This is a genomic window from Shewanella atlantica (assembly GCF_003966265.1).
GTDB lineage: Bacteria > Pseudomonadota > Gammaproteobacteria > Enterobacterales > Shewanellaceae > Shewanella > Shewanella atlantica.
Map to the genome: position 1 here is coordinate 257,861 of NZ_RXNV01000006.1, position 15,351 is coordinate 273,211.

The 15,351-nt window shown below is 44.0% G+C and carries 13 protein-coding genes and 2 rRNA genes; 9 read left to right on the forward strand and 6 right to left on the reverse strand.

All coding sequences use genetic code 11. The annotated features are described in order from the left end of the window. Position 1 precedes the first annotated feature (1 nt). From aceE to ampD, 4 genes are all read right to left on the reverse strand, one after another. On the reverse strand, positions 2-2,668 hold the full coding sequence (gene aceE / locus EKG39_RS14940; RefSeq protein WP_126506548.1) for a pyruvate dehydrogenase (acetyl-transferring), homodimeric type: 2,667 nt from the start codon (positions 2,666-2,668) through the stop codon (positions 2-4). 85 nt (positions 2,669-2,753) lie between these two features. Beyond that, a complete protein-coding gene (gene pdhR, locus EKG39_RS14945; protein WP_126506549.1) occupies positions 2,754-3,506 on the reverse strand; it encodes a pyruvate dehydrogenase complex transcriptional repressor PdhR in 753 nt (250 codons plus the stop codon). Between the two features lie 403 nt (positions 3,507-3,909). After that, complete coding sequence (ampE, locus tag EKG39_RS14950; protein WP_126506550.1) at positions 3,910-4,761, reverse strand: beta-lactamase regulator AmpE; 852 nt, start codon at positions 4,759-4,761, stop codon at positions 3,910-3,912. A 139-nt stretch (positions 4,762-4,900) separates the two neighbouring features. Further along, positions 4,901-5,518, reverse strand: a complete 618-nt coding sequence (gene ampD / locus EKG39_RS14955; RefSeq protein ID WP_126506551.1) for a 1,6-anhydro-N-acetylmuramyl-L-alanine amidase AmpD — start codon at positions 5,516-5,518, stop codon at positions 4,901-4,903. A gap of 312 nt (positions 5,519-5,830) precedes the next feature. Here ampD and nadC point away from each other — a divergent pair, with 312 nt between their 5' ends. The 9 genes from nadC (at position 5,831) to mutT (ending at position 14,075) form a co-directional block, all read left to right on the forward strand. Beyond that, on the forward strand, positions 5,831-6,736 hold the full coding sequence (gene nadC / locus EKG39_RS14960; protein ID WP_126506552.1) for a carboxylating nicotinate-nucleotide diphosphorylase: 906 nt from the start codon (positions 5,831-5,833) through the stop codon (positions 6,734-6,736). A gap of 725 nt (positions 6,737-7,461) precedes the next feature. After that, complete coding sequence (locus tag EKG39_RS14965; RefSeq protein WP_126506553.1) at positions 7,462-7,914, forward strand: pilin; 453 nt, start codon at positions 7,462-7,464, stop codon at positions 7,912-7,914. A 76-nt stretch (positions 7,915-7,990) separates the two neighbouring features. Then, positions 7,991-9,700 carry a type IV-A pilus assembly ATPase PilB gene (gene pilB, locus EKG39_RS14970; RefSeq protein ID WP_126506554.1) on the forward strand — a complete coding sequence of 570 codons (1,710 nt, stop codon included), beginning with the start codon at positions 7,991-7,993 and terminating at the stop codon, positions 9,698-9,700. Positions 9,701-9,766: 66 nt separating this feature from the next. Continuing rightward, on the forward strand, positions 9,767-11,035 hold the full coding sequence (locus tag EKG39_RS14975; RefSeq protein WP_126506555.1) for a type II secretion system F family protein: 1,269 nt from the start codon (positions 9,767-9,769) through the stop codon (positions 11,033-11,035). 50 nt (positions 11,036-11,085) lie between these two features. Beyond that, complete coding sequence (locus EKG39_RS14980; RefSeq protein ID WP_126506556.1) at positions 11,086-11,997, forward strand: prepilin peptidase; 912 nt, start codon at positions 11,086-11,088, stop codon at positions 11,995-11,997. Positions 11,998-12,041: 44 nt separating this feature from the next. Then, positions 12,042-12,647 (forward strand): dephospho-CoA kinase, encoded by a 606-nt coding sequence (coaE, locus tag EKG39_RS14985; protein WP_126506557.1) that lies wholly within the window; start codon positions 12,042-12,044, stop codon positions 12,645-12,647. A gap of 8 nt (positions 12,648-12,655) precedes the next feature. Continuing rightward, positions 12,656-13,390, forward strand: a complete 735-nt coding sequence (gene zapD / locus EKG39_RS14990) for a cell division protein ZapD (RefSeq protein WP_126506558.1) — start codon at positions 12,656-12,658, stop codon at positions 13,388-13,390. Positions 13,391-13,469: 79 nt separating this feature from the next. Further along, positions 13,470-13,682 carry a DNA gyrase inhibitor YacG gene (yacG, locus tag EKG39_RS14995; RefSeq protein WP_126506559.1) on the forward strand — a complete coding sequence of 71 codons (213 nt, stop codon included), beginning with the start codon at positions 13,470-13,472 and terminating at the stop codon, positions 13,680-13,682. 3 nt (positions 13,683-13,685) lie between these two features. Beyond that, positions 13,686-14,075, forward strand: a complete 390-nt coding sequence (gene mutT, locus EKG39_RS15000) for an 8-oxo-dGTP diphosphatase MutT (RefSeq protein WP_126506561.1) — start codon at positions 13,686-13,688, stop codon at positions 14,073-14,075. A 940-nt stretch (positions 14,076-15,015) separates the two neighbouring features. Here mutT and rrf read toward each other — a convergent pair. Together rrf and EKG39_RS15010 are read right to left on the reverse strand one after the other, a co-directional pair. Next, positions 15,016-15,131 (reverse strand): 5S ribosomal RNA (rrf, locus tag EKG39_RS15005). 106 nt (positions 15,132-15,237) lie between these two features. Beyond that, positions 15,238-15,351, reverse strand: a 23S ribosomal RNA gene (locus EKG39_RS15010); the annotation flags it as partial.

Below are 15,351 nucleotides of genomic sequence, written 5' to 3' on the forward strand. Positions count from 1 at the left end.
CTTACGCGTACTGTGGGTTGATCTTGTCAACATCGATACCGTACTCGCTAATGGCTTTTGTTAGCACATCAACAGGCAGTTCATTACGGTCAACAAGTGACTTAAGTGATGCAATCACGATAAATTTCGCATCAACCTCAAAGTGGTGACGTAAGTTGTCACGGCTATCGCTGCGGCCGAAACCGTCAGTACCCAAAACTTTGTAATCTGTAGGCACGTACGCACGAAGTTGCTCACCATATATTTTCATATAATCGGTAGCGACAATGGCAGGAGACTCACTGGAGATGACTTGACTGATGTAAGCCTCTTGTGGAGTTTCAGTTGGGTGCAACATGTTATAACGTTCTGCAGCTTGACCATCTCGAGTCAGCTCGTTGAAACTGGTCACACTGAATACGTCTGCAGAGATACCAAAGTCTTTAGCCAAAGCCTGAGCCGCTTTACGCACTTGTTCAAGAATGGTGCCACAACCCATTAATTGAACTTTACCTTTACCCGAACCTTCAACAGTCTCCAGCTTGTAGATACCTTTGACAATGCCTTCTTCAGCGCCTTCAGGCATAGCTGGCTGCTCGTAGTTTTCGTTCATTGTAGTTAAGTAGTAGAAGATATCTTCTTGCTGCTCACCATACATGCGACGAATACCGTCCTGAACAACTACTGCGATCTCATAACCGTAAGTAGGATCATAAGAGACGCAGTTTGGAATAGTATTAGCCAATACATGGCTGTGACCATCCTGATGCTGTAGACCTTCACCGTTCAAGGTTGTACGACCCGATGTGCCACCGACCATGAAGCCACGGGCACGCATATCACCAGCAGCCCAAGCCATGTCTCCGATACGTTGGAAACCAAACATTGAGTAGTAGATATAAAACGGGATCATTGGCGTATCGTTAACAGAGTAACTGGTTGCCGCTGCGACCCAAGATGACATTGCACCTAGCTCGTTAATACCTTCTTGCAATACCTGACCTGATTTATCTTCACGGTAGTAAGCCACTTGATCTGAATCTTGTGGAACATACTTTTGCCCTTCGTGAGCGTAAATACCCACCTGGCGGAATAGGCCTTCCATACCAAAGGTACGTGCTTCGTCAGGAATAATCGGGACAATTTGCTTACCAATCTTCTTGTCTTTCAGCAGTGCAGTCAAAATACGCACGAATGCCATTGTGCTTGAAATCTCACGGCCATTCGAACCTTTCAGTACCGAATCGAAAATCTTCAATGATGGTACTTCAAGATCTTCAGAGAACTTCTCACGACGTGCAGGCATTGCACCATGTAGCTCAGCACGACGTGCTTTGAGGTATTTAACCTCTTCCGAATCTGCACCCGGGTGATAGAAAGGAATATCTTCTAACTGATCGTCGCTGATTGGGATATTGAAACGGTCGCGGAAGTATCTAAGTGAATCGACACCCATCTTCTTCACGTTGTGAGCGATGTTTTTACCTTCACCCGCATCACCCATGCCGTAACCTTTTACAGTTTTAGCAAGAATGACAGTTGGACGACCTTTAGTGTCTTTAGCATGCTGAAGTGCAGCAAAGATCTTAACAGGATCGTGACCACCACGGTTCAGGCGCCAGATGTCATCATCTGACATGTTAGCAACCATTTCGGCTGTTTCCGGGTACTTACCGAAGAAATGCTCACGAGTATATGCGCCACCTTTGGCCTTACAGTTCTGGTATTCACCATCGACTGTCTCTTCCATCAACTGCAGTAGTTTACCGCTGGTATCACGGGCCAATAATGGATCCCAGTAACGACCCCAAATAACTTTAACCGCTTCCCAGCCTGCGCCACGGAATTCGCCTTCAAGCTCTTGAATGATTTTGCCGTTACCACGTACAGGACCGTCAAGACGCTGTAGGTTACAGTTCACGATGAAGACCAAGTTATCCAGCTCTTCACGGGCTGCAAGACCGATAGCACCCAGAGTCTCTGGCTCATCACACTCACCGTCACCAAGGAAACAGTAAACGGTTTGCTCAGAACAATCTTTTAAACCACGATCAGTAAGGTACTTTAGGAAACGAGCCTGATAGATCGCCTGGATAGGGCCCAGACCCATAGATACCGTAGGGAACTGCCAGTAGTCAGGCATTAACTTAGGATGTGGGTATGAAGGCAGACCTTTACCATCAACTTCTTGACGGAAGCTGTTCATTTGATCTTCAGTCAAACGTCCTTCAAGGAAAGAGCGTGAGTAGATCCCTGGAGCAATATGGCCTTGGAAGTAAACCAGATCGCCACCATCTTTTTCATTTGGACCGCGGAAGAAGTGGTTAAAACAGACATCGTATATAGTGGCGCTTGAAGCGAAACTAGATATGTGGCCACCGAGTTCAAGGTCTTTCTTAGAACCACGAAGTACCATAGCCAATGCATTCCAACGAACAATGGCACGAATTCGACGCTCCATCTCCTGGTTGCCAGGCATATGAGGTTCGTGGCCTGCCGGAATCGTATTAAGGTAAGCTGTAGTCGCCTTATAAGGCAGGTGTGTACCATTACGACGTGCTTTGTCGATAAGCTTTTCCAGAAGGTAATGTGCGCGTTCAGGACCCTCTTGCTCAAGTACTGCCTGCAGAGAATCGACCCATTCTTGGGTCTCTAATGGATCTAAGTCTTGTAGCATATGTTCAGACATTTCGCAGTCCTTCCCCATACGTAGTAATAATAGTCATCATGAAAATTGTCATTTTCAGAATATTTTCAGGTGTTAAGCCCCTGGCTTACACACCGCTTTTTAAACGGCGCAGGCTACGCTGCAACCGGCTATCTTCTTCCCTTACAGACAGCATGACTTCCTCAATGTAACTTAAGTGTTCATTAGAGGCTTCTCTAGCTGCTTCGGGATCTCGGCGAACGATGGCGGCAAGCAGAGCCAGCCTATGATCGTTTGCCATTGTGGAGGCTTCCTCTCTTCGATTCAGAAGCTCCAGGTTCTGTGCCACGTTTTTATGCAGCACAGGGGATAAACTTAAGACTAGGTGTAGCATGGCGACGTTATGAGAGGCTTCCGCAACCGCACGGTAGAACCTTACAATCGCTTCCGCTTGCTGTTCAATTTCAGATGCTGCTTCAACTTCCATAATCGTGCGCTTGATATTCTGCATATCTGAATCGGTACCACGTAGCGCCGCAAAATATGCCATCATGCCTTCTGTAGCATGACGAAATTCAAGCAGATCATACTGACTCTCAGAGTCACTATGCATCAACTCAACGATAGGATCGGCTAAGCTCTGCCAAAGTTGTTCTTTAACATAGGTGCCACCACCTTGACGACGCAAGAGTAGACCTTTGGCTTCAAGCTTTTGAATGGCTTCTCGCAATGAGGGGCGGGAAACTTCGAACTGTAGTGCAAGTTCGCGTTCAGGAGGTAGTTTCTGACCAGGCTGGAGACTTCCTTCCAGGATCATCTGTTCCAACTGTCCCATGATGACGTCAGAAATTTTTGGCTGGTTTATTTTGCTATAAGCCATATGGCCCTCAGCTCCTATTGTAAATTGGTCTTACCAATTTAGTCGACTGAGCGCACTTTATCAAATCACATTTTGAATGTCCAGCTTGTGATCTACATCATATATGCTCGCGATATGTGAGCATAGCTGAAAAATCAGTCGAAGGGGTCTGACCATTATCACTGAACTTTAATTTTCATATGCTTATCGACAGAGCTTTCTCCTCTTGGTGAGGACGATGACACAAAAAATTTTATAAAAAAATCTTATCCGAAAACTCAACTCATCAGCATACAATCGATATATTTAGGACTTTCAAACAAATGAAAAGTGAGCCCTGCCCTAATCCATAATGGCTAAGAGGCTAGATGGAAGACCTTGTTCAGCTAAAACAAGAGCTCCAACCATCTAAGTTATAAGCTATTTAAGCCACGACACCAAAAATCGTCAATAATGACAAACTGGTAAGAAGAAGGATAAAGTTACGCTTGCTCAATTGTAGCAGCGCTAATGTAGCCTGCACACAAATTGGCTTAGCAGATGGTTCGGGGCTTGGCTCAGCAGCCAGAGCGACTTGAGTCACGATCTCTCGGGCACTGTATTTCAAACTAAAACCGAGTTTTCTCCAACTTGCAAAGGCTTGGGAAAACTGTCCGCTAAGCACATAACCAAATGCAAACACCCGGCTTGGAAGCCAATCCAGTAATGTGAGCACATGCCCAACCAGAGGCTGCTCGAGTGACTTTTGCTGGTTTTCATCGGAGAAAAACCGAACCGTGCAATAAAAAACGGCTCCAGCGGGCCCGAAAAAGATAAGGTAAAGGGCGACAGCACCATAGAAGCGGTAATTTAACCAAGCGACACTTTGACCAACCTTAGCGCCTAAATCCCCTTCGGAAACGGCTTCAATTGACCTGTTACAATCCAGCTCTTCGGCAAAGTGGTAACAGGCTTGCGAGTCACCCCGGCAGGCAGCTTGCATATAACGTTTAAACGTCTGCCTCTGCTTTAGATGGCTGAAACAGAGTATTGAAACTGCGACCCAAAGCATTAGACTTAACACGCCCCAAAATAGACCGGCAATCGCCCATGAGGCGACTTGAACGGCGATGGCGGGTAACACAAGAGCCAAAGCCATCATCACTTTAGAATTAAGCTGCTTTTTGCCAAAAAAATTGTTGGAATAAACGCTTAAGAACGACTCAAGCTGCCAACTTTTCGGCAAAAGCTTTAATCGCTCGACAATAATCGCCACTAATAAAGAAAACAATGCCATTTAAAGTATCCTTTCATGAGGTGGAGCTAGCTTAAAACTCTTCAATTAACGTTCATAACTTAGACAATAGTTCACTATATACTAAGCGCTGTATAACCACTATCTCATTGCCAACATCTAATCTCTTATGTTCAACACTTTAAGTTAAATCTTTTTTAAATCTTTGCCAATCAAAGCTTTCACCTGGATCTGTTTTGCGGCCCGGCGCAATATCACAATGGCCAACGACTCTATCAGTATTTAGCATAGGATATGCGTCAAACAAGGCAAGGGTTAACATTTTCAGCTCCCGGTACTGCAGATCCGTGTAAGTCTGAGTATCGGTCCCTTCGAGTTCAATTCCAATGGCAAAATCATTACAGCCTTCCCGGAACCCATAACTGGAAACCCCGGCATGCCAGGCACGTTCATCACATGACACATATTGTACTAACTCGCCATCTCGGCGAATAAGAAAGTGAGCAGACACCTCAAGTCCCTTAAGGTCTATAAAGCTGGGATCAGCACTGACATCCAGACAACCTTTAAACAATTGGTCAATATAGGGCTTACCGAAACAGCCGGCAGGCAGGCTGATGTTATGAATAACCAATAGGCTGACCTCATTCAACGGGCGGCCGTTAAAATGTGGCGACTCACACTGTCTGGCATCGTTTACCCAACCATTGACACAGCGCTTTTCATGACAAGTATCATTGTCCGATGGGGAACGCTCTTGCGCAGTTACCGAGGAGGACGTTTTTATGTGTGAGGGCATAACAAAGATATCTCAGCTCTTAATTTGGTGTTTACATACACTCTATCAGTAAGCTATACAGCTGAGAAGCGGCTGATTTAGTCATTCAAGTTTCACCCAAAAAACAGAGCAACCTACTAAGCCAGAAAATTAGCCTAAGGGTCGTGAGATAAATGCCGTCTCACTCAGGGAGCTAGTTCTGCGCTCCAAAGGTTTCAACTTTCCTTATTCTCTACTTTAGAAAATAAATTTGTTATTATAATTATATCAAACAGCTAAATTTATACTTAACAACATCTGTTCATCAGTTGTAGTCGATTAAGGACATCAAGTATGTTGGAAAATGACATTCGTTTATCAGTCAAAACCGCACTCGAAGAAGACTTAGGTTATCAAGATAATGCAGCTGTCTCTGGACGAGATAAGGCCAACTCGGACATCACAGCCCAACTGATCCCGGCCGACAGATACGCTCAGGCGACATTAATTACCCGCGAAGAGGGCGTTTTTTGCGGTAAGGCCTGGGCGGAGCAGGTATTCAATCAATTAGGTGGTGAAGTCGCGCTTCACTGGCATGTTGACGATGGCGATCTCGTAGTACCGAATCAATTATTGTGTGAGTTATCAGGACCAGCCAGAGCTATTCTTACAGGCGAGCGCACTGCAATGAACTTCATCCAGACACTTTCAGGCGTTGCGACTCATACCAAGCATTACATAGATAAAATTGCCAGCACTCACACTAAATTACTCGATACACGTAAAACCATTCCCGGCCTTCGCACGGCTCAAAAATATGCCGTCACTTGTGGTGGGGGCAAGAATCATCGTATAGGCCTGTTTGATGCTTTCCTCATTAAAGAAAACCACATTATGGCCTGTGGCAGTATTTCGAAAGCTATTTCCGCCGCCAGAGAGCTTGAACCCAATAAACCTGTAGAGGTTGAGGTTGAAAGCATACAAGAGCTAAAGCAGGCGCTGGAAGCCAGATCTGACATAGTTATGTTAGACAACTTCGATGTCACTATGATGCTGGAAGCCGTCGAGTTGAATAATCAGTGCTATGCCCAGTTAGGCGATACTCAGAGCGGCAATAAAACCAAGCTGGAAGTCTCCGGTGATGTAACTCTTGAGACCATTGCAAACTACGCTAAAACCGGGGTCGATTACATCTCCGTCGGAGCCTTGACTAAACATGTTAGAGCGCTCGATCTATCACTTCGACTAAAAAACACGTAACAAATAGCCAACAAGAGATAGGTAATATAGTGAATGGTACTTCGCATCGTAAGCGGTGCGAAACACCTAACCCAACTCTAACAACTCATGCTTCATACTACACCTCGCAAAAAACAACTGTGCAACATTCATACAAGACATAAAACTGTCGTCTGTAAAATAGACAGGATTTTAGATTCTGAAAACGCCCAAAAATTGACACAACTCACCAAAGCGCCAGTTTTCGATACACAGCCAAAAAAATGTTAGAACTTTTTAACATAAAACAACATTCATTAGACGAATTCATCGTCAAATTAGTACTTTGTTGTAATTTCCAGTTCCATTTTCCTTAACTTTGTACTAACTTTGGACTTAGGCGAGATGGCCATTTCGGTCAACCTCACCATTAGGTAGACGCTCAACCTTTGAAGTGCACTGATAGCTGACACATATTCGGTTTTAAATGTGCAATTGATAAAGGAAGAGATCACAAGGTGCGGTTTGCCGAAACGACAATGGATAGCACAACAAACTTTTAACACTTAGCATATATGGCATAACAGGCAAATTTTAGATTAGTTGTGATTACGAATTTAGTTACCACTTCATCATTACCATAACTAAACGGTAACGAAGAAACTTAGTAACAAGATTTATTTAAGGACAGATTAGCTAGCGCAGGAGCAACACGGCTAAGTAACATAGACTAAACTAAAGTAAGCGGTGCCACTTGGAGATTGAAAATGAAAGGTCTTAACTTGAACAAGAGTATGAAAAACGCTAAGGGTTTCACCCTTATTGAATTAATGATCGTTGTTGCAATCATCGGTATTCTCGCCGCAATTGCACTACCTGCTTACCAGGATTACACTGTAAAGTCTCAAATTGGTGGTGGATATAAAGAAGTTGCCGGTCTTAAAACCGCTTTCGAGGTTGCAGCTACTGAAGGTACTACTCCATCTTTAGTACTGAATGATCCAGGATACATCGGGCAGCAAGCCGACACTGGTACATATTGTACTTTAAGCACTACAGCTGCAACGCAACTACTGTGTACTCTGAAAGGTGGCAACGCAGCTAAGGTAAATGGCAAATTAATAACTTTAGACAGAAGTGCTGATGGTGTATGGACTTGTACATCAAGTGTTGACACTCAATTCCTTCCTAAAGGATGTACCGCAGCAGCAGCTCCATAAGCTTGAATAGTATTAAGAGGTAGGCAGTACAATGCTTACCTCTTCACCTTTAACTTAGGGGTCATCAACTCAAAGCATGCCAACCACAGGGCTTCATCTAGGTTTATCCACTCTTTTTATTCGTAAGCAGCTGCTCAGCGAAGAGCAGATCGCATCGGCAATAACAAAGTCCCGCCAGTCTAAACAATCACTCGTTTCAACCATAGTCAGCGAGCAAATGATCTCGGCCAGAGAAATAGCGGAACTCTGCTATGAAGAATACGGTACGCCGCTGTTGGATCTCGATGAATTTGACATCACCAGTATTCCTGAAGATTTTCTCAATAAGAAGCTGATTGAAAAACATAAATGTTTGCCGCTGTTCAAGCGTGGCAACCGTCTCTATATCGGCACCTCGGATCCAACCAATATTGCCGCCTTAGAGGATTTTCAATTTAGTGCCGGCCTACACGCCGAAGCAATTCTGGTTGAAGATGATAAATTGACCAAGGCATTGGAAAAGGTGCTCGAAGAGGACATCTCGGCGCTGGATATCGGCGGCATAGATGAAGACTCTTTAGCTGGCATAGAAATCGAAGATACCAGTAAACGCGATGATGCTCAGAGCGGTGATAGCTCCGATGATGCGCCGATTGTTATCTACATCAATAAAATTCTCACCGATGCAATACGAAAAGGCGCCTCAGATCTTCATTTCGAACCCTATGAAAAGCGCTACCGGATCCGCTTTCGTATTGATGGTATCTTACATGAAGTCTCAGAACCGCCGGTAAACCTTTCCGGTCGTATTTCGGCCCGCCTCAAAGTAATGTCTAAACTGGATATTGCCGAGCGCCGCGTCCCTCAAGATGGACGCATCAAGATGAAGCTATCTCGAACGAAATCCATCGATTTTCGTGTTAGTACTCTGCCCACTATCTGGGGAGAGAAGATAGTGATGCGTATCCTTGACTCCTCCTCGGCCCAGCTGGGCATTGAGAAGCTGGGTTATGAAGATGATCAACGAGAGCTTTACGAAGAGATGCTCGCAAAGCCACAAGGCATGATTTTAGTGACCGGCCCAACTGGTTCGGGTAAAACGGTCTCTCTCTATACCGGACTCAATATTCTCAACACAGAAGAGCGTAATATTTCTACCGCTGAGGATCCGGTAGAGATAAACTTAGAAGGTGTAAATCAGGTACACATCAACCTTAAAGCCGGCCTCACATTCGCGTCAGCCTTGCGTTCGTTCCTTCGTCAAGACCCCGATGTCGTCATGGTGGGGGAGATCCGAGATCTGGAAACGGCCGAGATTGCGATTAAGGCGGCTCAAACCGGTCACCTCGTACTCTCGACTCTACATACGAATTCAGCTGCAGAGACCCTCACTCGACTCATTAATATGGGCGTGCCCGGCTACAATATTGCGAGCTCAGTCAATCTGATTATTGCCCAGCGCCTTGCTCGTCGTTTATGTCCCGAGTGCAAACAACCAGAAGAGGTTCCCGAACACGAATTGGAAAAGCTGGGGTTCAATCCAAAAGATATTGAAGCAGGCATCACTGCTTATAAACCTACAGGCTGTGACCTCTGCTCCGGCGGTTATAAAGGCCGTGTAGGTATTTATGAAGTGATGAGAATGTCAGATGAGATAGCCCGTACTATTATGGAGGGTGGCAACTCATTACAAATTGCCAATCAAGCCACTGAGCAAGGAATGAGAGATCTCAGAGGCTCTGGATTACTGAAGGTCATCCAAGGCGTAACTAGCATTGCTGAAATAAATCGAGTAACGAGTTTTTAATTTAGCCGGAAATAAGCACTTCATTATTTGTTAAACCTAATGAAATAATCCAGAGGAAGACGGGCTATGGCAACAGCAAGCAAAACAAAAAAAACAAAAAAAACAAAAAAAACCAATGCCAAGGTTCAGCCTAAGGTCTTCACCTTCGAATGGAAGGGAGTTAATCGCGACGGAAAGAAAACCTCTGGCGAGTTAAGAGGTTCCTCCGTAATAGAGATAAAGAGTCAGCTTAAGCGACAAGGTGTTAAACCTAAAGTTGTCCGTAAAAAGGCAAATTCACTCTTTAAGAGTGATAAAAAGATTACAGCCATGGATATCGCCATGATGACCAGGCAGATTGCTACCATGTTGTCTGCCGGTGTCCCCATAGTAACAACACTGGAATTACTGGGTCGTGGCCATGAAAAGCCTAAGATGCGTGAACTACTGAGTACTATTGTCACCGATGTTCAGGCGGGTATCCCCTTATCGGACTCACTTCGACCACACAGACGGTTTTTCGATGATCTTTATGTCGATCTGGTCGCCGCAGGCGAGCATTCTGGTTCACTCGATGCGGTATTTGACCGCATTGCCACCTATCGGGAAAAAGCAGAAGCATTAAAATCTAAAATCAAGAAGGCGATGTTCTACCCTGTCGCTGTTGTTATTGTAGCGGTACTGGTTACCGCACTACTGTTACTTTTTGTAGTGCCTCAGTTTGAAAGTATCTTCCAAGGATTTGGCGCTGAGTTGCCCGCTTTTACACAGATGATTGTCAATATTTCTCGCTGGTTGCAAGCTTCCTGGTATATCTTTGTCATAGCAATAATCATTATAATATTCAGCTTTAAGAAGGCTCATCTAAACTCCCAAAACTTTAGAAACAGGGTGGACCAATTTGTATTAAAAATTCCCGCGATTGGCGATATACTGGATAAAGGTGCTATGGCTAGATTTGCCAGAACTCTCTCAACGACCTTCGCAGCAGGGGTCCCTCTTATTGACGGCTTAGAATCCGCAGCTGGAGCATCTGGTAACTATGTTTATCGCAGCGCTCTAGTTAAGGTGCGCCAAGAAGTAATGGCAGGTATGCAGATGAATGTCGCCATGCGCACAACAGGTTTGTTTCCTGATATGTTAATTCAGATGGTGATGATCGGTGAAGAGTCTGGCGGACTCGATGAGATGCTCAATAAAGTGGCTAACATCTATGAGATGCAGGTCGATGATGCAGTCGATGGCCTGTCCAGCCTAATTGAACCTGTAATGATGGTTGTTATCGGTACAGTAGTCGGTGGCCTGATTGTAGGTATGTACTTGCCTATATTCCAAATGGGTAACGTGGTAGGCTAGCTTTTCAAAAAAGTGTTAATAACCATCTAATATAAAAGAATAAAAAACCAATGTCAGAATTTCTCTCAATATTGAACCAGAACCTTTGGCTCTTCAGTGTTATCAGCTTTATATTTGCAGCCGTCATAGGTAGCTTTCTTAATGTGGTCATACACCGCTTTCCGGTTATGTTAAAGCGTGAATGGCAACAAGAATGTAATCAGTATTTAAACGAGTACCATGAAAAGCTAATCGCTCCTATCTCGAAGCAACTAAACAACCCTATAGACAACTACCCGGAAAAATACAATTTAATTATTCCAGCCTCTGCATGCCCTAAGTGCAAGGCAAACATTAAGCCTTGGCACAATCTACCGATTGTCGGTTGGCTTATGCTTAAAGGAAAATGTGCTGCGTGCGGTACAAGTATTTCACCCAGATATCCAATTATTGAGCTTCTGACCGGGCTTGCTGTAGCATTACTTGCATTTCATTTTGGTCCCGGCTGGGAATTCATTCTTGCTACGGTTCTGACATTTGTTTTAATTGCATTAACCGGTATCGATCTGGATGAAATGTTACTGCCTGATCAACTGACCCTTCCTCTACTCTGGCTTGGTTTACTAATCAATCTAGATAGCACTTTCACATCACCTACCGATGCAATGATCGGTGCCGCTGCAGGTTACTTAAGCCTCTGGAGTGTTTTCTGGGCGTTTAAGCTATTAACCGGGAAGGAAGGCATGGGTTACGGTGATTTTAAACTGTTGGCAGTTTTCGGAGCCTGGTTTGGTTGGCAGATGTTACCACTCATTATTTTACTATCATCATTAGTCGGCGCTGTTGTTGGCATAGCCTTGATAGTAAGCAAGAAGATAAATAAAACTAACCCTATTCCTTTCGGCCCTTATATAGCTGCAGCAGGTTGGATCGCCATGATCTGGGGAAGTGATATAACTAACTGGTACCTTTCTACACTGTAACGAACAAAACCTTTGGTTGAAATACGGTAAGCAGGAACAGATCAATGTCAAAGTTTATAGTTGGCCTGACGGGTGGTATTGGTAGCGGAAAAACAACCGTTGCCAATATGTTCGCAGAGTTAGGAATTGAGCTTGTCGATGCAGATATTATTGCCCGGGAGGTGGTAGAGGTCGGCTCCAAAGGACTATATGAAATTAGTGCGCACTTTGGAGACACAATACTAAACAAGGATAAAAGCCTGAATAGGGCTAAACTCAGAGAGCTAATTTTTAGTCAACCCGATGAACGACAATGGCTGAATGATCTGATGCACCCCATGATCCGCAATAAAATCCTCAAACACCTTGAATCCGCCACCTCACCCTACGCAATTTTGGTTGCTCCCTTGCTATTTGAGAATGGTTTAGATAGGTTAGTAAACTTGTCTCTTTTGGTTGATATTTCACCTGAACAGCAATTGAATAGAGCAATTGACAGAGATTCTGTTTCTTCAGAACAAATTAAAAACATAATAGATAGTCAGGCTCCCAGAGCCGAAAGGCTATCGAAAGCTGATGATGTAATAGACAATCATGGAAAGATATCGGCACTAAAAGGGAAGGTAATTACATTACATAATAATTATTTTAAATTAGCCAATAATGCTTAAAAAACACCATGACTGAACTAATTTATGAACAGCCTTTAAATGAAAAAACAAGAAGCTATTTGCGACTAGAATATCTGGAACAGCAACTACAAACAAATTTAGCTCATGATCATCAGCATAGATGTTTCTACCCACTTTTTTCTCTGTGCGAATTAACCGAGCGCTGTGATTATCGGGGCGAAGTATTAAAAGACATTGATAAACAGATCCTTCAACTCTCTAACTGGCAAAGTCTTCCTCATATAGACACCATGCAAGTAAGTACATACTTGTCCCAACTTACTGATGCAAGGGAAGCACTAAGCGTTTGTGAGAGGCCTGGAAGCCAGCTTAAACTCAATCGATTTCTTGCAGCTATACGGCAAAGATTTAATATGCCGGGCGCTTGCTGTAACTTTGATCTTCCTCAGCTTCACTACTGGCTTGCAAAACCCTGGGACATTCGCCAGCATGAATACTCTGAGTGGATTTCTCATTTTACCGCTTTACTCGTCCCCATTAAGTTACTACTGGATCTAACCAGACAAACCACGGAATATAGAGAGGCTGTAGCGTCAGCGGGCTTTTTTCAAGGAAACAGTAATCAGGCCTTATCTTTAATCCGAGTAAAATTAGACTCCCAGCAAGGATGCTATCCAACAATCAGTGGTCATAAAAATCGTTACGCTATCCATTTTGTACAATTCGACCAGCAGAAACATTCTGATAAAAGCATAGAATTCAAATTAGCCACTTGTTCTTAAAATTAGTATTATTGTCATATCTACTATATAAAATGATCTGTTTCTAAAAAGTCACTAAAACTGTTCAAGAGAACTAAACATGACAACAAGCGTGAAGTGTCCAACCTGCCAAAAAGAAGTCATATGGAACAGCGAGTCCAAATTTAAGCCATTCTGTAGCGATAGATGTAAACTTATTGACTTGGGTGATTGGGCCTCAGAGAAACATGCAATTCCAGTTAAACCCGAATTTGATCCTGAAACTCTAGATAGCTTAGGCTATGATGAAGCTGATTTCTTTAAGGATCAATAATCAATGAAACGGATACATGTCGCCGTAGGCGTTATTCTTAACAAAGACAATCAAGTATTGTTAGCCAAACGACTCGCTCACTTACACCAAGGCGGCAAATGGGAGTTTCCCGGAGGCAAGGTTGAAAGTGATGAGACTTGTTCACAAGCATTGATCAGAGAACTCAGAGAAGAGGTAAACCTAAATGTTATTGATACAAGCCCCTTAATGACGATCTCACATGACTACTCTGACAAAGAAGTACTCTTAGACATCCATACAGTAAGTAGCTTTACAGGTATTGCTGAGGGGCTGGAAGGACAGCAAGTATTATGGGTAGATTTAGATAACTTAAACGAATATGATTTCCCTGACGCCAATACACCGATAATCGACAAGCTGCAGTCCTTGTAGACGGCTTTAGTGCCTAAGCTAAAGATGACTTAGGCTCTTCCTCACTCTCATCCAACTCAGCCTTGAGAACAAATAGCTGTACGCTCGGTAAGTTTACAAGACTTCTTCCTTTTAATAGCAAGCACCACACCATCACACTGGTGAAGTTATATTACTTTGCCGAAGACCTCTCACATAGGGCGAAGAGGTTGCGCTTAATGTACAAAATACATTGCTAACCCGTAGCGCGAAGAAGCTTGTCTTCGAAGCTGGGAGCCCGCTCAGCTACGGATATGCCGCCATGGCCTATCCTTGGCATATCTGCCATCAAGGCATTTGTTAATCCTAAACATTAGATGACGGAAATGCGGTTAATGCATGGACGTAATTAACGGACACACTGCTTTATAGATAAAAGCGAATGCGCCTGTCATGGTCTTTCGTTGGCATTCTTGCCATCAAGGCATTTGCTAACCCTAAACATCAGATAGTGGAAGTGTCGATATTGAAGGAGCATTTATCGACCGACATCGGGGGTAAGCATTGCATGTACGTGCTTAAGTGGAGAGGTCACCTGATATCAATGCGAACAAGTTCGAGCTGAACACTCAAAATATCACTGATTCCCAAACGCAAAAAAGCCACCACTCTGTATAAGGTATAAGAAGGTGGCTTCTCTACTTAAAATAAGGAGTGCGCCTGTCATGGTCAGCTACGGATAAATCCTCCGCGTTCAATAGACGCAAAGCTGCGCTTAGCCAACAACCATGGTCGGCCAGAAAAGAGAGCGAAAATATAGACCCTGACCGCCATGGATGGCGGAAATGCCGTTAATGCAGGATGCAATTAACGGCCACATCGACGAAGTCGCTACGGGCTGCATGTGAGGTAGCCCTCCGCGGAGCGTATATACGAAAAAAGCCCTAGCGTTTTCTGCTAGGGCTTTATTCGTGTATTAGGCGCCTGGAAATGACCTACTCTCACATGGGGAGACCCCACACTACCATCGGCGCAATTGCGTTTCACTTCTGAGTTCGAGATGGGATCAGGTGGGACCACAATGCTATGGTTTCCAGACTAATTTGGTAAAATTTGAAAAGCTTTAAATAATTAAGTCACACTAAAATCAAGTACTGTATTCTTTCAGTTAAGCAAAACCACTTGCAAAACCCATCTGGGTTGTATGGTTAAGCCTCACGAGTCATTAGTACAGGTTAGCTCAACGCCTCACAACGCTTACACACCCTGCCTATCAACGTCCTAGTCTCGAACGGCTCTTTAGAGGAATTAAATTCCT